20 protein-coding genes are annotated in these 22,883 nt (G+C 63.0%); 19 read left to right on the top strand and 1 reads right to left on the bottom strand.

Going from position 1 to position 22,883, the window contains the following annotated elements; genetic code table 11:
• Positions 1-100 precede the first annotated feature (100 nt).
• Together infB and kduD are read left to right on the top strand one after the other, a co-directional pair.
• Complete coding sequence (infB, locus tag LH464_RS12065) at positions 101-2,794, top strand: translation initiation factor IF-2 (protein ID WP_226786629.1); 2,694 nt, start codon at positions 101-103, stop codon at positions 2,792-2,794.
• A gap of 75 nt (positions 2,795-2,869) precedes the next feature.
• Positions 2,870-3,631: a 2-dehydro-3-deoxy-D-gluconate 5-dehydrogenase KduD gene (gene kduD, locus LH464_RS12060; protein ID WP_226786628.1), complete on the top strand. Its 762-nt coding sequence runs from the start codon at positions 2,870-2,872 to the stop codon at positions 3,629-3,631.
• A 27-nt stretch (positions 3,632-3,658) separates the two neighbouring features.
• Here the strand turns inward: kduD and LH464_RS12055 are convergent, their stop codons facing one another.
• Complete coding sequence (locus LH464_RS12055) at positions 3,659-5,008, bottom strand: formimidoylglutamate deiminase (RefSeq protein WP_226786627.1); 1,350 nt, start codon at positions 5,006-5,008, stop codon at positions 3,659-3,661.
• Between the two features lie 97 nt (positions 5,009-5,105).
• Between LH464_RS12055 and hutI the strand changes: the two genes are divergently transcribed.
• From hutI to LH464_RS11975, 17 genes are all read left to right on the top strand, one after another.
• Positions 5,106-6,353, top strand: a complete 1,248-nt coding sequence (hutI, locus tag LH464_RS12050) for an imidazolonepropionase (RefSeq protein ID WP_226786626.1) — start codon at positions 5,106-5,108, stop codon at positions 6,351-6,353.
• Positions 6,350-7,885, top strand: a complete 1,536-nt coding sequence (gene hutH, locus LH464_RS12045) for a histidine ammonia-lyase (protein ID WP_226786625.1) — start codon at positions 6,350-6,352, stop codon at positions 7,883-7,885. Before hutI ends, hutH begins: the two co-directional genes overlap by 4 nt.
• Before the next feature lies 1 nt (position 7,886).
• On the top strand, positions 7,887-9,098 hold the full coding sequence (locus LH464_RS12040; protein ID WP_226786624.1) for a CaiB/BaiF CoA transferase family protein: 1,212 nt from the start codon (positions 7,887-7,889) through the stop codon (positions 9,096-9,098).
• Positions 9,095-10,240, top strand: a complete 1,146-nt coding sequence (locus LH464_RS12035) for an acyl-CoA dehydrogenase family protein (protein ID WP_226786623.1) — start codon at positions 9,095-9,097, stop codon at positions 10,238-10,240. The genes LH464_RS12040 and LH464_RS12035 overlap by 4 nt, the downstream gene beginning before the upstream one ends.
• 10 nt (positions 10,241-10,250) lie before the next feature.
• Positions 10,251-11,936, top strand: coding sequence for a urocanate hydratase (gene hutU / locus LH464_RS12030; protein ID WP_226786622.1), 1,686 nt, complete (start codon positions 10,251-10,253; stop codon positions 11,934-11,936).
• A 4-nt stretch (positions 11,937-11,940) separates the two neighbouring features.
• On the top strand, positions 11,941-12,519 hold the full coding sequence (locus tag LH464_RS12025; RefSeq protein WP_226786621.1) for a HutD/Ves family protein: 579 nt from the start codon (positions 11,941-11,943) through the stop codon (positions 12,517-12,519).
• Between the two features lie 85 nt (positions 12,520-12,604).
• Positions 12,605-13,546: an ABC transporter substrate-binding protein gene (locus LH464_RS12020; protein ID WP_226786620.1), complete on the top strand. Its 942-nt coding sequence runs from the start codon at positions 12,605-12,607 to the stop codon at positions 13,544-13,546.
• 51 nt (positions 13,547-13,597) lie between these two features.
• On the top strand, positions 13,598-14,371 hold the full coding sequence (locus LH464_RS12015) for an ABC transporter permease (RefSeq protein ID WP_226786619.1): 774 nt from the start codon (positions 13,598-13,600) through the stop codon (positions 14,369-14,371).
• A complete protein-coding gene (locus LH464_RS12010) occupies positions 14,368-15,153 on the top strand; it encodes an ABC transporter ATP-binding protein (protein WP_226786618.1) in 786 nt (261 codons plus the stop codon). Before LH464_RS12015 ends, LH464_RS12010 begins: the two co-directional genes overlap by 4 nt.
• Positions 15,154-15,160: 7 nt before the next feature.
• Complete coding sequence (hutC, locus tag LH464_RS12005) at positions 15,161-15,877, top strand: histidine utilization repressor (protein WP_226786617.1); 717 nt, start codon at positions 15,161-15,163, stop codon at positions 15,875-15,877.
• A 185-nt stretch (positions 15,878-16,062) separates the two neighbouring features.
• The gene (gene exbB, locus LH464_RS12000) at positions 16,063-17,259 is read left to right on the top strand and encodes a tonB-system energizer ExbB (protein ID WP_226786616.1); all 1,197 of its coding nucleotides are present in this window, start codon (positions 16,063-16,065) and stop codon (positions 17,257-17,259) included.
• A gap of 3 nt (positions 17,260-17,262) precedes the next feature.
• The gene (gene exbD, locus LH464_RS11995) at positions 17,263-17,760 is read left to right on the top strand and encodes a TonB system transport protein ExbD (RefSeq protein ID WP_226786615.1); all 498 of its coding nucleotides are present in this window, start codon (positions 17,263-17,265) and stop codon (positions 17,758-17,760) included.
• A complete protein-coding gene (locus LH464_RS11990) occupies positions 17,757-18,680 on the top strand; it encodes an energy transducer TonB family protein (RefSeq protein WP_226786614.1) in 924 nt (307 codons plus the stop codon). The genes exbD and LH464_RS11990 overlap by 4 nt, the downstream gene beginning before the upstream one ends.
• Before the next feature lie 205 nt (positions 18,681-18,885).
• Positions 18,886-19,017 (top strand): hypothetical protein, encoded by a 132-nt coding sequence (locus LH464_RS24535; protein ID WP_255648348.1) that lies wholly within the window; start codon positions 18,886-18,888, stop codon positions 19,015-19,017.
• 157 nt (positions 19,018-19,174) lie between these two features.
• Positions 19,175-19,798: a ribonuclease D gene (locus LH464_RS11985; protein WP_226786613.1), complete on the top strand. Its 624-nt coding sequence runs from the start codon at positions 19,175-19,177 to the stop codon at positions 19,796-19,798.
• Between the two features lie 93 nt (positions 19,799-19,891).
• On the top strand, positions 19,892-20,929 hold the full coding sequence (locus tag LH464_RS11980) for a hypothetical protein (protein WP_226786612.1): 1,038 nt from the start codon (positions 19,892-19,894) through the stop codon (positions 20,927-20,929).
• Positions 20,930-21,159: 230 nt separating this feature from the next.
• Entirely contained in the window at positions 21,160-22,830 is a 1,671-nt protein-coding gene (locus LH464_RS11975; protein ID WP_226786611.1) for a hypothetical protein, read from the top strand.
• The last annotated feature ends 53 nt before the right edge of the window (positions 22,831-22,883 follow it).

Below are 22,883 nucleotides of genomic sequence, written 5' to 3'. Positions count from 1 at the left end.
CGCGGCCACCGGTAGTAGCCGGCCGCCGTACCGAGAGACACGCATTGATAGACGAGGTCTGATGTCGCCATCCGTCCTCGTTTGAAGGAACAGGAACGGAATGACCGACAACAACGACGACAAGACACTCAGCGCTACGGGCAAGAAGACCCTCACCCTGAAACCAACGGGGATGAGCCAGGGCACCGTGCGCCAGGAAATGGGTCGCGGTCGAACCAAGGCGGTCGTGGTCGAGACGCGCAAGCGCCGCCCGATCCGTCCGGAAGACGACAAGCCGGCATTCACAGCTCCCACTCCGGCTCCTGCTCCGGTCGCTGCACGTGCTCCCGAGCCCGTAGCGCCAGCGGCGCCGACGCGGCCTGCGCCGACACCCGCGCCCCGCGCCCACCAGCCCGCTCCACAGGCCCAGCGTCCCGCTCCGGCATCTCAGCCTCGGCAGCCCGAACGCCCCCGCGGCGCCGTTCTGCACGACCTGTCTGCCAGCGAAATGGACGCCCGCCGTCGCGCACTGGTAGAGGCACAGGCTCGGGAAGTGATCGAAGCCAAGCAGCGTGCCGAGGACGAAGCCCGCCGGAAGGTAGAGGACGAGCTCCGCAAGGTCGAGGAAGCAGCAGAAGCTGCGCGCCGCGCGGCCGAGCCTGCTCCGGTGGAAGTTCCAGTTGAAGAAGTACCGGCACCTGTGGCAGCCCGCGCTGCCGAGCGCCCGGCGCCCGCACGCCCCGGCGAAGCACGTACACAGCCGGCTGCGCCAGCTGCGGCGCCTGGCTTCCCACGTGGACGCAAGCCCGGCAACGACGAAGACGAAGATCGCGGTCCGCCGCGTGGCGCGCCCGCTCGTGGCCGCGTTGCAACCCCTGTTCCGGCAAAGCCGGCGACCCGACCGAAGACCGAAGACGACCGCCGTCGCGGCAAGTTGACCGTTACCACGGTCGGCACAGACGAGGACGGCAGCGCACGCGGCCGTTCGATGGCAGCCATGCGTCGCCGGCAGGAGAAATTCCGCCGCAGCCAGATGCAGGAACCGCGCGAAAAGGTTCTTCGCGAAGTCACACTGCCGGAAACCATTACCATCCAGGAACTGTCCCAGCGCATGTCCGAACGCGCTGTCGACGTCATCAAGTACCTGATGAAGGAAGGTCAGATGATGAAGCCGGGCGACGTCATCGACGCCGACCTTGCGGAAATCATCGCCGGCGAATTCGGCCATACGGTCAAGCGCGTCTCGGAATCCGACATTGAAGAAGGTATCTTCGACGTCGTTGACGATGCCGGCGAAATGGTGTCGCGTCCTCCGGTCGTGACGATCATGGGTCACGTCGACCACGGCAAGACCTCGCTGCTGGACGCCATCCGCCAAACGAGCGTTGTGTCAGGTGAAGCCGGTGGCATCACCCAGCATATCGGCGCCTATCAGGTAGAGCAGAACGGCCAGAAAATCACCTTCATCGATACGCCGGGCCACGCCGCGTTCACCGCCATGCGTGCCCGTGGCGCGCAGGCAACCGACATCGCCATCCTGGTGGTTGCGGCCGACGACAGCGTGATGCCGCAGACGATCGAATCTATCAGCCATGCCAAGGCTGCGGGTGTTCCGATCATCGTGGCGATCAACAAGATCGACAAGCACGAAGCCAATCCGGACAAGGTGCGCCAGCAGCTTCTCCAGCACGAAGTCTTCGTGGAATCACTGGGCGGTGAAGTGCTCGACGTCGAAGTTTCGGCGAAAAACAAGCTCAATCTCGACAAGCTGCTCGAGGCGATCTTGCTGCAGGCGGAAATTCTCGATCTCAAGGCCGATCCGAGCCGTACGGCAGAGGGTATCGTCATTGAAGCCCAACTCGACCGTGGTCGTGGCTCCGTTGCCACGGTTCTGGTGCAGAAGGGTACATTGAAGCCCGGCCAGATCATCGTTGCCGGCGATCAGTGGGGCCGTGTTCGCGCACTCGTCACCGACAAGGGCGACCATGTGAAGGAAGCCGGTCCGGCGACGCCTGTCGAGGTACTTGGACTTTCCGGGACGCCTTCTGCCGGCGATCGTTTCGCAGTCGTTGAGAACGAAAGCCGCGCCCGCGAGATTTCCGAATACCGCCAGCGGCTTGCCCGCGACAAGGCGGCGGCTCGCCAGTCCGGCCAGCGCGGTTCGCTCGAACAGATGATGAGCAAGCTGCAGAATACCGGCTACAAGGAATTCCCGCTGCTCATCAAGGGCGACGTTCAGGGTTCCGTCGAAGCCATTATCGGCGCTCTCGACAAGCTCGGCACGGACGAAGTCCGGGCACGCATCGTTCATTCGGGTGCAGGCGCAATCACCGAGTCGGATCTGGCACTTGCCGAGTCTTCCGAAGCGGCAATCATCGGCTTCAACGTCCGTGCCAACGCACAGGCGCGCGCCGCAGCCGAGCGTGCCGGCACCGAAATCCGCTACTACAACATCATCTACGATCTGGTGGATGACGTGAAGGCAGCGATGTCGGGCCTGCTCTCGCCAGAACGTCGCGAGACCTTCCTTGGCAATGCCGAAATCCTGGAGGTGTTCAACATCACCAAGACCGGCAAGGTCGCAGGTTGCCGCGTCGTCGAAGGCAAGGTCGAGCGTGGTGCAGGCGTTCGCCTGCTGCGCGACAACGTCGTCATTCACGAAGGCAAGCTCAAGACGCTCAAGCGCTTCAAGGACGAAGTCTCCGAAGTGCCGGTCGGCCAGGAATGCGGCATGGCATTCGAGAACTACGAGGACATCCGCGCTGGCGACGTCATCGAGTGCTTCCGCGTCGAACACATCACCCGGACGCTCTAAGCGCCGGACTTTTACAATGCGAGCCGCCGGGAAGGAATTTCCGGCGGCTTTTTTTTGAGCCGAGGAGGAGCTGCAGTGGGAATTTCTTTTGATCTGGGCGGCAAGACTGCCATCGTGACGGGCGCCAATACCGGTCTTGGACAGGCGATAGCCGTGGCACTGGCCGGTGCGGGAGCCGACATTGCCCTCGTTGGCCGCTCGTCCATGGCGGAGACGGAAGCTGCAATCGCCGCTGCCGGCAAGGGACGCAGCCACACGATCAAGGCCGACCTTTCGACGATCGAGCCGGTGAAGGACGTGATCGACCAGACGGTCACCTGGTCCGGCCGCGCGGACATCCTCGTCAACAACGCCGGGATCATCAAGCGTGCCGACGCTGTGGACTTCACCGAAGCCGACTGGGATGCGGTTATGGACGTCAACCTGAAGACGGTCTTCTTCCTGTCCCAGGCCTTCGCCCGTCACCTGATCGCGGAAGACAAGCCCGGCAAGATCATCAACATCGCCTCGCTCCTGTCCTTCCAGGGCGGCATCCGGATCCCCTCCTACACGGCGTCGAAAAGCGGCCTTGCGGGGCTTACGCGGCTACTCGCCTGCGAATGGGCCGGCAAGGGCATCAACGTCAACGCCATCGCGCCCGGATATTTCGAGACGAACAATACCGAAGCGCTGCGTAACGACGCCGACCGTAACGCCACGATCCTGGGCCGCATCCCGGCAGGTCACTGGGGCAAGCCCGACGAACTGGGCGGGGCAGCCGTCTTCCTCGCCTCACAGGCGTCGGACTACGTGCATGGCATCGTTCTGCCCGTCGACGGCGGCTGGCTGGCGCGCTGATTGGAGCGTTTCCTTGTATGGAACGCTCTAACCTTCCATCAGCCTCTTCATTGCCGCATGGAAACGTGCGGCAATCTTCTCGCGGCGACGGTGTCGCCCGCCTTCCACCTGCTTGAGGCCATTCACCCAGACACAATCCGGCCGGACGCTTCCCGCGAAAATCCAGCCGTCGAGGACCCGATCCAGCTCGAGATAGGGTGCGGCCGAACAATCGAGTGAAACGAAATCCGCAGGATGCCCCTCCTGAAGGCCGATCCGGCCACCCAGCGCCTGGCCGCCACCGGCCAGGGCGCCATCGAACAGCGTGCGCCCGGTAGAGCCGTTCGGACCCGCAACCACATTGCGCGCCCTTAAAGCCAGACGCTGCGAATACTCAAGCTGCCGCAGTTCTTCATCCAATCCGATCAGTACGTTCGAATCCGAACCCACGCCGAACGATCCACCTGCGCTCAGGAATTCCTCCCCCGGAAAGATACCGTCGCCGAGGTTGGCCTCGGTGATCGGGCAGAGGCCCGCGACCGCGCCGCTCTTCGCCATGGCCTGCGTTTCCCCAGAAGTCATGTGCGTCGCGTGAATGAGGCACCAGCTCTTGCCAACATCCGCATTGGCGAGAAGCCATTCGACCGGCCGGGCTCCTGACCAGGCGACACAATCCGCCACTTCCTTCAGCTGTTCTGCAACGTGGATATGGACTGGCCCCTCGCCCGCCATTGCGGAGACTGCCGCCAGTTCATCCGACGTTACGGCACGAAGACTGTGCGGCGCGACCCCGACAACGGCGTTAGGCAGGTTAGCCACCGCGGCGCGCGCGCCATCCAGCAGGCGGGCAAAGCTTTCCAGGGAATTGATGAAGCGGCGCTGGCCATCATTGGGTGCCGCGCCACCAAAGCCGGAGCGGGCATAGAAGACAGGCAGCAGCGTCAGCGCGATACCGGTCTTGGTAGAGGCTGCCGCAATCCGTTCCGCGAGTTCGGCGACGTTTGCGTATGACTGTCCGTCGGTATCGTGATGCAGATAGTGAAACTCCCCGACCCGACCGAAGCCGGCTTCCAGCATCTCCATGTAGAGCTGCGCTGCCACGGCCTCCATCTGGTCAGGAGTCATGGAGAGGGCGAAGCGGTACATAAGTTCACGCCAGCTCCAGAAATTGTCGGAGCCGGGACCCCTGGTTTCCGCCAGACCTGCCATTCCGCGCTGGAAAGCGTGACTATGCAGGTTCGGCATGGCCGCAACGAGGACCGAATGACGTTCGTCGCCCGGCTCCGCATCGCGACCGCTCGTTACCGACAAGATACGCCCGCCATCCAGCACCAGCCGCACATTCGTGGCCCATCCGCCCGGAAGCAGCGCGGTCGCGGCGTGAACAGCATTCGTCATTACATCCTCCATCTCGGCTCCCGAAAGCCCGTGCAATGGCTCTTGCAAGGTCCTTTGTTATGTATATACATATAGCAGCAAAAGGGAAGAGGATGCCATGAGCCAGAACCCCGTTTCCGACGTCGACCATTCGACAGCTTCCGGCCTTTGGGTCAATGCGCGTCTTGCCACGCTCTCTTCGGGCTTGGGCATCGTAGAAGCCGGTGCCGTGGCGGTCAAAAACGGCCGCATCGCCTTTTGCGGACCGGAGACGGATCTTCCTCCCGAGCTTCGAGCATCCTCCACGCCGATCGACTGCGCTGGGCGCTGGATCACTCCGGCGCTCGTCGACTGCCATACCCATCTGGTCTATGGCGGCGACCGGGCACTCGAATTCGAGATGCGGCTTGCCGGTGCGACCTACGAAGAGATCGCCCGGGCCGGCGGCGGGATCGTCTCTTCGGTGAAGGCCACCAATGCACTTTCCGTCGACGAGCTGGTCGCGCAGGCTCTGCCACGCCTCGACACCCTGCTCGCGGAAGGCGCCTCGACGATCGAGGTCAAGTCCGGCTATGCGCTGAACATCGAGGGCGAACTCAACATGCTTCGCGCCGCTCGCAAGCTGGCGGAATTGCGTCCGGTACGGATCGTCACGAGCTGGCTTGCCGCGCATGCGACGCCACCGGAATACAAGGGCCGCAACGGCGACTATATTTCAGACGTCGTGCTGCCGGGGCTGGAACTGGCGCATGCCGAAGGGCTGGTGGACGCGGTGGACGGCTTTTGCGAAGGCATCGCCTTCTCGCCTGCGGAGATTGCGCGCGTCTTCGACAAGGCAAGGGATCTGGGCCTGCCCGTGAAGCTGCACGCCGAACAACTTTCCGATCTCGGGGGAGCCAGGCTTGCGGCAGGCTATGGCGCGCTGTCCGCCGATCATCTCGAATACCTTAATGCCGCTGATGCCAAGGCCATGGCAGAGGCGGGTACGGTTGCCGTACTGCTCCCTGGCGCCTTCTATACGCTGCGGGAAAAACAGGCGCCGCCGGTGAAAGCTCTGCGGGAGGCCGGCGCTCATATCGCGCTTGCGACCGACAGCAATCCCGGAACCTCTCCCCTCACCTCGCTTCTGATGACCATGAACATGGGCGCGACGCTCTTCGGCCTGACCGTCGAGGAATGCCTTGCCGGGGTCACACGCGAAGGTGCACGGGCGCTCGGCCTGCTTGACGAGACCGGCACGCTGGAGATTGGAAAATCCGCAGACTTCGCCATCTGGAATATCGAGCGGCCTGCGGAACTCGTCTACCGCATCGGCTTTAACCCGCTGCACGAGCACGTCTTCAAGGGAAAGAGGATTTCGGCATGAGCATCATCCTTACACCCGGCTCGGTCAGCCTCGCTACCCTGCAGGAGCTCTACTGGAACCAGACACCGGCGCGCCTCGATCGAAGCTTCGACGCCGGTATCGAAAAAGCAGCAGCGCGCATTGCCCAGATCGCCGCGGGCAATGAGCCGGTCTACGGCATCAATACCGGCTTCGGGAAGCTTGCATCGATCAAGATCGACGCCGCCGACGTGGCCACGCTTCAACGAAACCTCATCCTCTCGCATTGCTGCGGCGTCGGCGCACCCCTTCCCGAAAACGTCGTGCGCCTGATCATGGCACTGAAGCTGATCTCGCTCGGACGCGGCGCCTCCGGTGTACGGCTCGAACTCATGCGGTTGCTCGAGGGCATGCTTGAACGTGGCGTGATCCCCGTCATCCCGGAGAAGGGCTCAGTCGGTGCATCCGGCGACCTCGCGCCGCTGGCGCATATGGCGGCCGTGATGATGGGACACGGCGAAGCATTCTTAGCCGGCGAACGAATTTCGGGTGGCGACGCCCTGAGCCGTTCGGGCCTGGAACCCGTTGTTCTTGCGGCGAAAGAAGGTCTGGCCCTCATCAACGGGACACAGACATCAACCGCGCTGGCACTGGCCGGGCTCTTCCGCGCCCATCGCGCGGCGCAGGCGGCGCTGATCACGGGCGCAATGTCCACCGATGCCGCCATGGGTTCGTCCGCACCTTTCCACCCGGACATCCACACCCTGCGCGGTCATCAGGGCCAGATCGATACCGCTGCCTCTCTGCGTGCCCTTTTGGCCGGATCGGTGATCCGCGAGAGCCACCTGCAGGGCGACGAGCGCGTGCAGGACCCTTACTGCATCCGCTGCCAGCCGCAGGTGGACGGCGCCTGCCTCGATCTTCTCCGTTCGGTCGGCCGCACGCTCGAGATCGAAGCCAATGCGGTGACTGATAATCCGCTGGTTCTTTCAGACGATTCCGTCGTTTCGGGCGGCAATTTCCATGCCGAACCCGTGGCTTTCGCCGCCGATCAGATCGCCATCGCGGTCTGCGAGATCGGCGCCATCGCCCAGCGGCGCGTTGCGCTTCTGGTCGATCCCGCCCTTTCCTACGGCCTGCCGCCTTTCCTCGCAAAGAAGCCGGGACTGAATTCCGGACTGATGATCGCCGAAGTCACGTCGGCCGCTTTGATGAGCGAGAACAAGCAGATGTCGCATCCTGCATCGGTCGATTCGACGCCGACCTCCGCCAACCAGGAGGATCATGTTTCCATGGCCTGCCACGGCGCACGGCGCCTCCTGCAGATGACGGACAATCTCTTCGGCATTATCGGCATCGAGGCGCTGACGGCGGCACAGGGCGTCGAACTGCGTGCTCCTTTGACGACAAGCCCGGAGCTTGCCCGCGCCATCGGTGCGATCCGCGCGGTGGTACCGACACTGGAGGAGGACCGCTACATGGCGCACGACCTTCAGGCTGCGGCCCTGCTGATTGCAGGCGGGTCGCTGAATGCATCCGTCTCCGACGGCGTCCTGCCCCGTCTGGAGGTCTAGCATGGCGACGGAAAGAAAACCCCTCGACGGAATCCGCGTATTCGATATGACGCGCGTGCTCGCCGGCCCCTACTGCACCGCGCTGCTTGCGGATCTTGGTGCGGAGGTCATCAAGCTTGAGCCTATTGCCGGCGACGAGTATCGGCATGTGGGCCCTTTCCAGGACGGTGAAAGCGCGCTCTTCCTGCTCACCAATCGCGGCAAGAAATCCATTTCCATCGACCTCAAGCAGGAAGACGGCCTGGCGCTTGCCCGCGACATCGCCCGCAATTGCGACGTCGCAGTCGAAAACTTCCGGCCGGGGGTCGCTGCGCGGCTCGGGCTGGGGCCGGACGACCTCAAGGCCCTGAAGCCGGACATCATCTACGCTTCGATCTCGGGCTTCGGACAAACAGGCCCCTGGACGGATCTGCCGGCCTACGACCTCGTCGTCCAGGCCATGTCAGGGCTGATGGCCGTCACCGGTGAAGAAGGTGGTGCCCCGCTGAAAGTAGGCGAATCCTTTGGCGACCTGGCCGCCGGGCTTTTCGCCAGCTGGGCGATCCTTGCCGCGGTGGTTCAGCACGCCCGCACCGGCGAGGGCTCAGTCATCGACGTTGCCATGTACGACACACTGTTCTCGTTGCTGCCCACCGCCCACGCCCAGTACCTCTACTCCGGCCGGGAGCCGCAGCGGGTCGGTAATCGCCATCCGCTCTCCACCCCTTTCGGATGCTATCAGGCCACGGACGGGCTTTTCGCTATCGCCGTGCTGAACGACCGGCAGTTTGCCGGCTTCGCAAGCCTCATCGGCGCACCCGGTCTCGAGAAGAACCCGAAGTTTGCAAGTGACTCCGCTCGAACCGAGAACGAAGCAGAATTGCGCGGCATCATCGAGGAATGGAGCAGCCGGCAAACCGTGGATGACCTGATCGAGGCGCTCTCGGCGGCGCACATCCCCTGCGCGCCCATCCGCAGCATTCCGCAGGCGGTCGCCAGCCCGCAGACGAAAGCGCGGGAACTCATCGGCAGCCTGACCCATCCTTCGATCGGGCCTGTTCCGGTGGTTAGCCAACCGGTCCGCTTCGACGGCAAGAAGCCGGCCAGCGACAGCGCTGCCCCTCTTTTGGGCGGCGATGCCGAAGACATTCTTGTGCGTCTCGCGGGACGAACGACAGAAGAAATTGAGATGCTGCGCGCAAGCGGCGTCATCGGCGGAACAGGAATGCCATGATCGATCCGTACTCCATGCTCAGCGACGAAGAACGCGCATTTGTGGAGGTTCTGGAGCGATTTGTTCGCGACGAGCTGATGCCGCATGCCGCCGAGGTCGACGAACAGGCCGCGTTCCCCCGCCGGCAGCTTTCCAAGCTGGGCGAGCTTGGCATGCTCGGCGCAAACCTGCCCGAAGAATGGGGTGGCGCCGGCATATCTGCGCCAGCGCTGTTGCGCGCCGTCGAACTGGTTGCCAGCGGCTGCGGTTCCACCGTCTCCGCGCTGACCGCCCACTATCTTTGCACCGATTCGATCCTGTTCGGCGGCAACGACGAACAGCGCGGGCGCTGGCTGCCCAAGGCGGCTGCTGGATCTGTCCTGGGAGCATTTGCCCTGACCGAGCCGACCGCCGGATCCGATCCAGCGGACATGAAGACAGTTGCCCGTCGTATCGAAGGCGGATGGCACCTGAAGGGCAGCAAATGCTTCATCTCCAATGGTGGCGAAGCGGACATCATCGTGGTCTATGCGGTCACCGATGCGGCCGCCGGACACCGCGGCATCAGCGCCTTTCTCTTGGAGAGCGGCACCCCTGGGCTGCAGGTCGGCCTACCGGAGAAGACTATGGGCCTGCGGGGCGGTCACGTCTTTACGCTGCATTTCGATTGCATCTTGCCTGAGGAAGCACTCCTCGGCGGGGTAACGGGCCAGGGCTTCAAGACGGCGATGAAGACGCTCGACAACGGACGCGTCGAGGTGGCGGCCATGTGCCTAGGGATTGCCGGCGAAGCCATGCGGCTCGCCGCTAACTACGCCCGCGAGCGGGTTATTGGCGGGGAAGCCCTGTCTGAAAAGCAAGGTATCCGCTGGATGCTCGCCGATATGGCGCTTGATCTTCAATCCGCCCGCCTTCTGGCCCTCGAAGCAGCCCGCCAACGCGAACTCGGGCTTCGCTTCAGTGGTGCAGCGGCGATGGCCAAACTGGCTGCTTCCGAAATGGCGGCGCGCGTCACCGACAAGGCGCTGCAGGTCCATGGCGGCTATGGCTATACCCGTGATCTGCCGCTGGAGCGCTTTGTTCGCGACGTCCGCATCATGCGCATTTACGAAGGTTCATCCGAAATCCAGCGCAATATCATTGCCGCTCATGTCCTATCCTGAGGAGAAATCCATGACCAATCCGCGCCATAACATCCGTGATGTCCGCTCCCCCCGCGGCAACGAACTCACCGCCAAAAGCTGGATGACCGAAGCGCCGCTGCGTATGCTGATGAACAACCTGGATCCTGACGTCGCGGAAAACCCGCACGAGCTGGTGGTCTATGGCGGCATCGGCCGCGCCGCCCGCACCTGGGACGATTTTGACCGTATCGTCGCGTCCCTGAAGACGCTGACGGAAGAGGAAACTCTGCTCGTCCAGTCCGGCAAGCCGGTCGGCGTGTTTCGCACCCACAAGGATGCGCCGCGCGTGCTGATCGCCAATTCCAACCTCGTGCCGCACTGGGCGACCTGGGACCATTTCAACGAACTGGATAAGAAGGGTCTGGCCATGTACGGCCAGATGACCGCCGGTTCGTGGATCTATATCGGCACGCAGGGCATCGTCCAGGGCACCTACGAGACCTTTGTAGAGGCCGGCCGCCAGCATTACGATGGCAACCTCAAGGGTAAGTGGATCCTCACCGGCGGCCTCGGTGGCATGGGTGGCGCCCAGCCGCTTGCCGCCGTCATGGCCGGCGCTTGCTGCCTCGCCGTCGAATGCGACGAGACCCGCATCGATTTCCGCCTGCGCACCCGTTATGTCGACGCCAAGGCAAAAACGCTGGACGAAGCCCTGGCGATGATCGACGAGTGGACCAAGGCCGGCGAAGCAAAGTCGGTCGGCCTCGTCGGCAACGCCGCCGAAATCTTCCCGGAACTCGTCAAGCGCATGCAGGCCGGCGGCCCGCGCCCTGACATCGTCACCGACCAGACCTCGGCGCACGATCCGCGCAACGGTTACCTGCCGATCGGCTGGACCGTCGAGGAAGCCAAGGCCAAGCGCGAGAGCGATCCGAAATCGGTGGAAGTGGCGGCCCGCGCCTCGATGAAGGCGCATGTCGAAGCCATGGTCGCCTTCTGGGATGCCGGCGTGCCGACGCTCGACTACGGCAACAACATCCGCCAGGTTGCCAAGGACGAAGGCCTCGAAAACGCTTTTGCCTTCCCCGGCTTCGTACCGGCCTATATCCGCCCGCTGTTCTGCCGCGGCATCGGCCCGTTCCGCTGGGCCGCCCTTTCCGGCGATCCGGAGGACATCTACAAGACCGACGCCAAGGTGAAGGAACTTCTCCCCGACAACAAGCACCTGCATAACTGGCTGGACATGGCCAGGGAGCGCATCGCCTTTCAGGGCTTGCCGGCGCGCATCTGCTGGGTCGGCCTCGGCGACCGCCACAAGCTCGGCCTCGCTTTCAACGAAATGGTGAGGAGCGGCGAACTCTCCGCGCCTATCGTCATCGGCCGCGATCATCTCGACAGCGGCTCCGTCGCCTCGCCCAACCGCGAGACGGAAGCCATGAAAGACGGTTCGGACGCCGTCTCCGACTGGCCGCTGCTCAACGCGCTGCTCAACACCGCATCGGGCGCGACATGGGTTTCGCTGCATCACGGCGGCGGCGTCGGCATGGGCTTTTCCCAGCATTCCGGCATGGTCATCTGCGCCGATGGTTCGGAAGATGCCGACCGTCGTCTGGAGCGTGTCCTCTGGAACGATCCGGCCACCGGTGTCATGCGCCACGCCGATGCCGGCTATGAGATCGCGGTGGATTGCGCCACGGAAAAGGGCCTGCGCCTGCCCGGCATTCTCGGGAACTGAGGCGATGAGGGTGATGCGCGCGGCCGACTACAAGCGCATGCCATGGAAGAACGGCGGCGGAGAGACGGTGGAGATCGCCGTCTTTCCTCCCCAGGCCTCCCTGGATGACTTCGGCTGGCGGATCAGCATGGCGACAGTCGCAACCGACGGGCCATTCTCGGCGTTCTCCGGCATCGACCGCACACTCTCCATCCTCGATGGTGCCGGCATGGTACTGAGCATCGCCGAACGCTCACCTGTTGTGCTCGATGCCGTATCGGCACCCCATGCGTTCCCGGCCGATGTCGAGACGTCCGCACGCCTCATCGACGGCCCGATAACCGACCTCAACGTCATGACCCGTCGCGGGATGTTCCGGCACACCGTCGAGCGCCGCACCGGACCCGGTTCGATCACGGGGGATGGAACCGTCAGGTTGATCCTCTGCGGAGCCGGAGAACTGACTGCCGAGAGCGGCTCTCGGGCGGTGAAGCTCGAGCCGCTGGATGTGTTGCTGCTGGATGAGGGTGAAAATGTCGAAATCCCGAAAGCAGGGATCTTCTACCTCGTCGCAATCTCTGCGGTGGCACCGCATTTTGTCTAGACAAAAAAACGGAGATTTGACTAGTATGCTCTCCAGGAAGGCAAACCATCTGCCTGCCTTACAATAAAGCAACAGGGGTTCGACTATGAAAAGAAACTGGGTAATCGCGGCCGCCGCCGCGACATTGATGTCTTCCGCCGCCCACGCCCAAACGGCCGTTTCGATCGGCATGTCCGGCTGGACCGGCTTTGCGCCGCTGACGCTGGCCAAGGAAGCAGGCATCTTCGAAAAGAACGGCCTTAGCGTCGATATCAAGAAGATCCCACAGGCGAGCCGCCATCTCGCTCTCCTGTCCGGCGACATCCAGTGCGCAGCAACGACGGTCGAGACCTGGATCGTCTGGAATGCCAATGGCGTGCCGTCCAAGCAGATCTTTCAGCTCGACAAGTCGCATGGCGCCGACGGCATTGCCGTGCGCAATGACGTAACGAGCGTTGCCGACCTCAAGGGCAAGACCGTCGCTGCGTCCACTCCGGGCACCTCGCCCTATTTTTTCCTTGCCTGGATCCTCAAGGAAAACGGCATGACGATGAAGGATGTCAACGCCGTCAACCTCGAGCCCGGCCCGGCCGCACAGGCCTTCGTTGCCGGGCAGAATGATGCCGCGATGACCTACGAGCCTTATCTCTCGACGGTTCGCGCCGCTCCAGACCAGGGCAAGATCCTGGCGACCACGCTGGATTACCCGGCGGTCATGGATACGTTCGGCTGCACGCCAGACTTCCTGGCCGAGAATCCGGATGCTGCAAAGGCATTCGCGAAGAGCTATTTCGAAGCGCTCGAGATGATCAAGGCGGATCCGGAAAAGGCCTACGGCATCATGGGTGCCGATGTGAAGCAGTCGGCAGAAGCCTTCGGCGCCTCCGCCAAGTTCCTCGAGTGGCAGGATCAGGCCGCCAACAAGGCGTTCTTCGAAGGCGAGTTCAAGACGTTCTCCGAAAAGGCGGCGGATCTGCTGCTCGAGATCGGCATCATCAAGGCAAAGCCTGACCTTTCGACAATCGTCGATACGTCTTTCATCCAGTAAGTTCACAACCGCCGGCGGAGTTCGCTCCGCCGGACCAACATCCGGGGCAGCATGCGTCCTCTTGAACCGATAGGCCAGCAGGCCCGCGTCCTGCTCGGCATCCTCTTCTTCGTCCTGTTCTTCTCCGCCTGGGGCGTCGCAACGCTTGGCGGCTTCGTTTCGCCGACCTTCCTCGCCGATCCGATCACCATGGTGAAGGACGGAATATACCTGCTGACAGAGCAGGGCTTCATGACCGACATCGGCATGACCGTGTGGCGCGTGCTCGGCGGGTTCGTGCTTGCCATGATCGTCGCCGTGCCGCTCGGCATCGCGATGGGCGCCTACAAGCCGATCGAAGCACTGCTCGAGCCCTTCGTTTCCTTCGCTCGCTACCTGCCGGCCTCCGCCTTCATACCACTCCTCATCCTCTGGGCCGGCATCGGCGAAATGCAGAAGCTGCTGGTGATCTTCATCGGCGCCGTCTTCCAGATCATCCTGATGGTGGCCGTTGCCGTGTCCAGCACGCGTCGTGACCTCGTTGAAGCAGCCTATACCCTCGGTGCGACAGACCGTGGCGTGGTGCGGCGCGTCCTCATGCCCGCCAATGCACCCGACATCGCGGAAATCCTGCGGCTGGTGCTCGGCTGGGCCTGGACCTACGTTATCGTCGCAGAGCTGATCGGCGCCTCCTCCGGTATCGGCTACATGATCATCAACAGCCAGGCGCTGATGGCGACCGGCCAGATCATCTTCGGCATCATCGTCATCGGCCTCATCGGCCTGATCTCCGACTTCGCATTCAAGAGCCTGAACAGGAAGCTCTTCGCCTGGAGGCTCGCATGAGTGAACTGATCATCAAGGGTGTAAGCCGGACCTTTCCCGGCGTGCACGGCGGACAGCCCGTGCAAGCGCTGCAGCCCACCGACCTGACCATCGAGAAGAACGACTTCGTCACCATCCTCGGCCCCTCGGGCTGCGGAAAATCGACGCTTCTGCGGATCATCGCCGGGCTCGACCGGCCGACAACTGGCACAGTCACGCTGGAAGGCAAGGAAATCAAAGGCCCCGGCGCCGACCGCGGCATGGTGTTTCAGTCTTATACCCTGTTTCCCTGGCTTACCATTCGCGAGAACGTTGCCTTCGGTCTTCGTGAGCGTGGCGTTCCGGCGAAGGAAATGTGGGAGATCGTCGATAGCTATATCGACAAGGTCGGATTGCGCGGTTTCCAGAACCACTGGCCGAAGCAGCTTTCCGGCGGCATGCAGCAGCGCACGGCAATTGCCCGCGCCCTCGCAAACGACCCGAAGATCATGCTGCTGGACGAGCCGTTCGGCGCGCTCGACAACCAGACCCGCGGACTGATGCAGGAGCTGCTGCTCGGAATCTGGGAACGCGAGCACAAGACGGTCATCTTCGTAACCCACGACATCGAGGAAGCCGTATTCATGGCGTCGCGGGTCGTCACGATGACCGCCCGTCCCGGCCGGATCAAGTCGATCACGCCGGTCGATCTCCCGCATCCGCGCCACTACACGATCAAGGCCAGCCCCGAGTTTTCCGCACTTCGTCTCAAGCTGACGGAAGAAATCCGCAGCGAGGCGATTGTCGCGGCGGGACACGGGTAAGCCGGACATGCAGGGCATCGCCAAGGACAAGTCCCTCCACGTGCGCATTCTTGGCGATGTCGAAGGCCGCATCCTGTCCGGAGAGTGGCCACCGGGCCATCGCATTCCCTTCGAACATGAACTGACCGAACAGTACGGCTGCTCGCGGATGACCGTGAACAAGGCCCTGAGCGAACTTGTGACGAGGGGCCTTATCGAACGCAGGCGTCGCTCCGGCAGTTTCGTCACTCGTCCGCAGGTGCAATCGCTGGTCATGAAGATCCACGATATCCCGCGCGAGGTACAGGCGCTTGGTCTGGACTACGAGTACCGGCTGCTCTCGATCGAGCGGCGCCCCTATCGACAAAGCGACCGACCACGGCTTGACCTCGTGCCCGGTGATCCCATTCTGGACATCACCTCCTGCCATATGGCGGGCGGTCTGCCTTTCTGTTTCGAGGAACGGCTTATCAACCTCGCCGCGGTTCCGGATGCCGCCGATGTGGACTTTTTAATCCAGCCACCGGGCAGCTGGCTGCTCGGCCAGGTTCCCTGGAGTGCGGCCGAACACCGCATCCGCGCGGTGACCACAACCAAGCGCGCTGCCGACGCACTCGATCTCGCCCCCGGCACGGCATGCCTCGTCATCGAGCGGCGCACCTGGAGCAACGACGGGCATATCACCCATGTGCGCCTGACCTATCCCGGCGAACGTCATGAACTCGTGGCGCAGCTCTCACCGTAATTAGGTGACTGAACCCGGCGGCGCGCCCTTTCAATATCATGCGGGCGCCTAGATTTAATTGTTGCCAACCATTGTCATGTTTATTATCGAGAAGCCATAAAACGCAGCCGGCAAAAGCCGATGCGACATTCCGTCGGGACTTGACCGTTCATGAGGCCAAGCCCGAACATTCGGAGAGCCTCTTTATGCCGACCGCTGCTACCTTTACTTTCCACCTCCGTTCCAGAACCAAATATGCATCGGCTGCGGCACTTCTCGGCCTGTTGACGTTCACCCCGACCGCCTTGCTGGCGCAGGAGCCCGCGCAAACCACGGCGCCTCAATCCAACGACGCCGCACCTGCGCAAGCGACAACTTCACGACCGGCCGCTCCGCAGGCAACCACTCCGCCAGCGACGGCACCACAACCTGCAGCACCGGAAAGTGCGTCCCCGCAGGGCAGCACTTCTGAAAACGCAGCTCCGGCTACCCCTTCGGCGCCAGCAACGCCGGCAGTTCCCGAGGCAACCCAGCCCGCGACGGAAACGACCACTCCTCCAGCAGCACAACAGCCAGCTTCACCGGCCGCAACTGCAGAGCCTGCTGCTCCCGAGCAGCCGGCAGCCGAAGCACCGAGCACCTTCATCGAGGACCTTCTGCCCGCTGGCGAACGCTCCGATATCCCGCACGACCTGTCGCCGTGGGGCATGTTCATGGCCGCCGACTGGGTGGTCAAGGCCGTCATGATCGGTCTGGCCTTCGCATCGCTGGCAACCTGGACCGTCTGGCTGGCCAAGACACTGGAGCTCGCGGGCGCCCGCGCCCGTGCCGGCCGCACGCTCAAGATCATTCGCAGTTCTTCGACACTATCCGACGCTATCGGCGAAATCGGCACGCGTGGCGGTCCCGCTGCACTGATGCTGCGCGCAGCGGCCGACGAAGTCCGGCTCTCCGAGGTCGCGCTGGATCACGCGGCAAACGACGGCGTCAAGGAGCGCGTCTCGTCTTCCCTGTCGCGCATCGAGTCCTTTGCAGGACGACGGATGTCCCGCGGAACCGGCGTCCTTGCCACGATCGGATCGACAGCGCCGTTTGTCGGCCTGTTTGGCACCGTCTGGGGGATCATGAACTCCTTCATCAGCATCTCGGAATCGCAGACGACCAGCCTGGCCGTCGTCGCACCGGGTATCGCGGAAGCGCTGCTCGCCACCGCTATCGGCCTCGTCGCGGCTATTCCGGCAGTGGTGATCTACAACGTCTTTGCACGCTCGATCACAGGTTACCGCCATTTGCTGGCCGATGCAGCGGCCGGCGTCGAACGGCTGGTCAGCCGCGATCTGGACTTCCGCAAGGTTCCGCCCGGCAGCCGCAAAGCGTCCGTCTCTCTCGTTGCAGGAGCGTGACCCATGGCAGGCGGCATCCGTGACCACGGCGACGAGCTTTCGGAAAACCACGAGATCAACGTCACCCCGTTCATCGACGTCATGCTGGTGCTGCTCATCATCTTCATGGTGGCAGCTCCGCTTGCAACGGTAGACGTGAATGTCGATCTTCCAGCCTCTACGGCGCAGCCTTCCGAACGGCCCGAGGAGCCCCTCTACCTGACCGTCAAGGAGGATCTCGGCCTGAGCCTCGGCAACGAGACTATTCAGACGGAGCATCTGACGGCGGCGCTCGAGCGGGTGACCGAAGGCAACAAGGACGCCCGCATCTTCCTGCGCGCCGACAAGGCGATCGAATACGGGCAGTTCATGGAAGTTATGAACATGCTGCGCGATGCCGGCTACCTGAAGATCGCGCTCGTCGGCCTCGAAAGCCTGCCGGGACCGGCACCCGCCGCAGCACAGCCGGTCGCAGGCGCCGCCCCTGCTCCTGCCTCTCCTCTGGGGAGCACCGCTCCATGAGCGACCCGACGTCCCATTCGAGCCGGAAGGGCCGGATCGGCGAACTGGCGCTCTGGTCGACGGCCGGCGTGATCATGCTGACTGCACATCTGGGTGCCGCGGCTGCACTTCTGCGCCAGGACCCGGAGCCGGCTGCTGACATGGGGCCGCCAGCCGCCATCATGATCGAACTGGCCGCCGAGCCGGAAGCGGCCAATACCGAGGAGGATCAGGTCGCAGAGGACCAGCTCGACGCGGAAGAAGTGGCCAGCAAGCAGCTTGAGCCGGTGGAGACGCCGCCTGAGCCCACACCTGAGCCTCCGCCAGAGCCGGTGGAAGAGCCGCCACCGGAAGAGGTGGTCGAACCGGTGGAGCCCGAGCCTGAACCTTTCCAGCCACCCGAGCCCGAGATTGCGGAACCCCTGCCGGAACCGCCGCCAGAGCCTGTGGAGGAGGTCGATCCGCTTGAACAGGAGATGCTGGCTGCACTCGAGAACGTCGAAGTTCCGCTGCCCGTGACGCGCCCGTCACCGCCGCCTCCCCCAAAGAAGGAGCCGCCGAAGCGAGCCAAGCAGCAGCCACAGGCATCTAGGGAAGCTCGGGAGGCAAAGCTACAGACCAAGCAGGCTAACCGCACCGCTGCTAGCCGGACTTCTGAAGGATCAGCCGCACCGTCCGTTTCGCCGGCGGGCTGGATGTCAAAGGTACGATCACGGATCGTGCGCAACGCGCGTCGCTGCCCCGGTGGCGAAGGCACTGCAGCCATACGCTTCACCTTCGACAACAGCGGCAACATAACCGGTGTCTCGCTATCCCGCTCTTCCGGAAGTTCGCAGACTGACGACTACCTCATTTCCGCGGTGCAGCGCTCGTCTCCTATTCCGGCGCCGCCGGCAGGTGCAACAAGGCAATTAACGCAGCCAATTACCTGCACCCGCTGACCAGTTGTCCACTCTGTTCCGCAGGCAGCCCTGAGCACGCGGCCCATCAAACGAGCAAAGCACCCGCAGTTTTCCGGCGGGTGCTTTTTCTTTGGCAAATCGCTCTCAGCTATTATCTCGAACCTCCGCGCAACGGACTGCATTCGGCATCGCGCTCATTGCGGCCCTGCGTTCATCACTGGCGTCTTGTGAGAGAGTACTGAAAATGAAAAAGCCCGACGCGGGAGGAGGTGCGTCGGGCTTTAAACTTGATCGGCAATGGGAGGAGGAGGAGATTGCCGATCTCATCGAACAACGCTGGGAGGAGGAGTGCGTCGTTTCGATGCAAGAGATATAGTCTGCGTCGCATGCATTGCCAAGAGCTTTGCCGCATTGCAGCAATGCGCACGACGCAACGCTCGCCCAAATAATGCGCTTTCGAGGGTGCACCTTCCGGCGCTTGCTGCGGAGCAGGCTCTGTGGCATTCCCTCCGCGACAAACCAGAGGACAGACGATGAGCAGCATTCGGTATCACGAGGGTGACATTTCCGCGGCAGACGCCGCGCGCTACACCGGCGCCATCGCAATCGACACCGAGACGCTCGGCCTCATACCCCGGCGCGACCGCCTTTGCGTCGTGCAGCTCTCGCCCGGCGACGGGACAGCGGATGTGATCCGCATCGCCGCCGGCCAGAAGGAGGCGCCCAACCTCGTCGCACTTCTTGCCGATCCGGCACGGCAGAAGATCTTCCACTACGGTCGCTTCGACATTGCAGTTCTGTTCCATGCCTTCGGCGTGACCACCCGTCCGGTTTTCTGCACGAAGATCGCTTCGCGCCTGACCCGCACCTACACCGACCGTCACGGGCTCAAGGACAATCTCAAGGAAATGCTCGACATCGATGTGTCGAAGGCGCAGCAGCAGACGGACTGGGCAGCGGAGATGCTCTCCCCGGCGCAGCTGGAATATGCCGCGTCCGACGTGCTGCACCTTCATGCGCTCGCCGGCAAGCTGACCGGTCGCCTCAACAGGGACGGGCGCATGGAGCTGGCAACCGCATGCTTCGAGTTCCTGCCGACGCGAGCCAAGCTCGACCTGCTCGGATGGGAAGAGACAGACATCTTCGCCCATAGCTGAGATTCTGTCAGGTTATTTGCTGCTACTCTAGGTTTATCGATCCTTAACCGCTGCAGCCTAGCCTTCCCGCAGAATAACTGGCGGGACTGGCAGATGATTCTTCCCACGCAAGCGACATTTGGGCTGGCTGCAACCAACGTCATGCAGTCGATGCTCGACCGCATCGAAGAGCAGCGCCGGCAGTCCGAGGAAAAGGCGACCGGAGAGAAGAGGGATCCGGTTGTCGAGGCGCACATCAGTGCCAGCGTCGACGCCAAGCGCGCCAAGGAAAAGATTGCCGAGGCCCTGTTCGGCATCCACAGCGTCAATCCAAACGAACTCAAGATACAGCTGACCGAACGGCTGGCCGCGAAGCTCGGCATCGATCTGTCGGAAGAGCGCTCAAACTTCGCACTCGGGCGAGCGATCGAAGAGGCCGTCAAGCAGCTAGACTCGACGCAGATTTCAGAACTGGAAGATGAGCTTGGCCTGAAGGCGGCCGGCGTCTCGCTCGACACCGTGATCGCGGCGATCAAGAACCCCTATGGCGATGACAATGCCCGCCTGCTGGACGGTCTGTCGAAGGCGGACAACGGCGGCAGGTCGGCAGAGGACGTTGCTCGCGCCTTGCAACGTCTCGAGGACGTGGCTGACCCCAAAACGCTCGAAGAACTGAAGCTTGGTCCGCAGGGGCATAACCCGACGCGCGTCGAGGACCCCGAGACGCGCGCTGAGCGCAAGGAAGATATCAAGGCGCTGGAGGCCTCCGAAAAGCTGGAAGACGTCCAGGAAATGCAGGACGCCGTGGAAGAGCAAAACGGCAAGGCCACCCAGCCGGTTACTCCCGGTGAAACTGCGCCGGCTTCTGGCGCTACCGAGGCGGACATGATCCTTGTCCTTGGTGCGGCTGTCGAACAGACGCGCGACGCAGGATCGGAAAGCGATGACGTCGTGCTGATGCCCGGGACGAATGACGCTGCCAAGGATGACACGGTTGCAGCGACCGACGACACCGAGATCAACGATGTAAACGCCGAGGCGATCGAGGACGCGGCGGCCGAGGAGCTGACGAAAACGCAGCAGGGTATCCTGCCTATCTCGATCGACGAGATCGGCCTCTACGAGCTTTTGAAGAAAAAGCTCGCCGCCTAACGAGAGCCCACACTTCGCAATCAGCGTCTAATCGAGGTGCCGCGCCTCGCAGCGTCGGCCCGTTGCGGACGCCATCGTTAGCGGATCATTAACGATTCTGCGTCAATTCTATACAATCGATCGGCATTGTTGGCGCCATGAGCGCGCCGCGGCCGCAGCGCCGGACCGCTGCGAAAAGACTGCACCGCTGTAGCCGAACTGTCCTGACATCCCGACACATGGAGCAGATCATGCTGCCGCCCCTTGGCGCTGCCTTGAGCGCCTCAGTCGATTACCAGAGCGTCCCCCGACAGCCTCTCCAGGCGACGCTCGTATCTGCCGCCGCGAATAGCAGGGCCTCGGTACCGTTGCCGGCAAATCTTCTCAGCGGAGGCCGGATCGACCTCCTCTCCCTTTCGGGCCAGATGCACCTGGCCCAGGGCCTCTCCGTCTTTGCTGAAGCAGTCGGCAGCTACCTCAAGATCAGCCGGCGCGAAGGCGAGGGCTTGGTAGACTACGCGCATCGGCTTGCCGAAGCGCTCAAATCGCTGAGCGCAGCACAGCGTGCGGTCCTTGAGCAGAGTATTGCGCAGCTGGTACGCGGTATCACGCTCCGCATGCTTGCGGAGATCCTCAACAACCCGCTGGGCCCCGAGGCGGCACGCCTCAACGCCTACATGGAGAGTGGTCGGTTCCTCGATCGGGATCCTGCGGCGCGCGCCGTCGTGAGCTCTTATCGGCAGAACGCCGCGGCCGACTTGTCCGTAAACGCGATTGCTCCGGGTCGGCTGCCTGCTTCGGTCCCTGCGCCCGGAGCGATTGACGCGCAGGCACAAACCAATGCAAACGGGCGCCAGCCACTTGTATCGGGCACCGGTGCAGCCGTTCAGGCCGGGGGAACGGGCTCTCCTCTCAACTCCGGCCAGGTAAAACAGGCCGGCATGGCGCATTTCGGTGCCGAGATGACCGAAGAACCGCAGCAGCAGCAGGAACAGGAACAGGCGCCGGATGGTGCAAAGACTTCATCCTTGAGGCCGGAAGTCTCCAGTAACGGACGAACTCGAGCCGAACAGATGGGCGGACTGTCTGCGCCGGGCGCCAGTGCTTCGCACACCGGCAACGCTCCGGATCTTCCTTCCTTGCGAGCAGCCGACACTCAACGGGCCGCCACGGCTCGCGATATCCTTGCCGGCCGCAGTCATGGTGCGGAAGCGGCCGCACGCGCACCAGAGGGTCCAAGAGGCAGTTTAGTGGCCTATGATGCACCAGCCCTTGCGCGCGTCGCACAGCGCCTTCAGGAAGACGTGAAGAACCTGCCTGCTCAGGCAGTCCGTTATCTTGCGGAAAGGCTTGCAAAGGGGTCAGAGCCGGCGGTCATGCCCGGAGCCTCCTCACCCCTCGGTGTTCGCAGTTCATCAACAGCAGCTTCCATATCACAACAGGGCAAGGCTTTTCTCGCGGTCGATACCATTCCCGGCGTCGAGACACTGTCTTCACATAACCAGGATCCCCGGATCATCCAGTCTGATCTGCTATCCAGGCCGCCCGTGGAAATACCCGCACCCGGACCGGCATCTCTGAACGACGGTTCGTCCAGGGCAACAGGTGCGAGTGCGCTGATCGAGCAGGCATTGTTCCTGCCGATGGTATCCATGGTCGCGCGCGAAGGCCTGATGCAGCCTTTTGTCACCTATCCTTCTGTTCCGGTTCCTCCTGAAGAAGAGGAGCGCGATGTCGAGCGTCTATCGCCTGTCGACGAGGACGGCGAAGGCCATTCCTCCGGGCAGGATGCCAGGGACGGCAGCGAAGAAGATGCAGGCGAAGACGGTGAGGCAAACGAGCAACCGCCGGAGGCGACAGCCGGCGAGGACCCTGCCGATCACGCGCAGGACCTCTACTGGCGAATGGCAGACCTCAACTAACCCCACTCACCAAACGAAAAAGGCCGCCGGAGCAATCCGGCGGCCTTCCATTA

The sequence above is a fragment of the Pseudorhizobium xiangyangii genome (assembly GCF_020531965.1).
Lineage (GTDB): Bacteria > Pseudomonadota > Alphaproteobacteria > Rhizobiales > Rhizobiaceae > Neorhizobium > Neorhizobium xiangyangii.
Note: the sequence above shows the minus strand (reverse complement) of the source record. Positions and strands in the feature narration are given on the sequence as shown.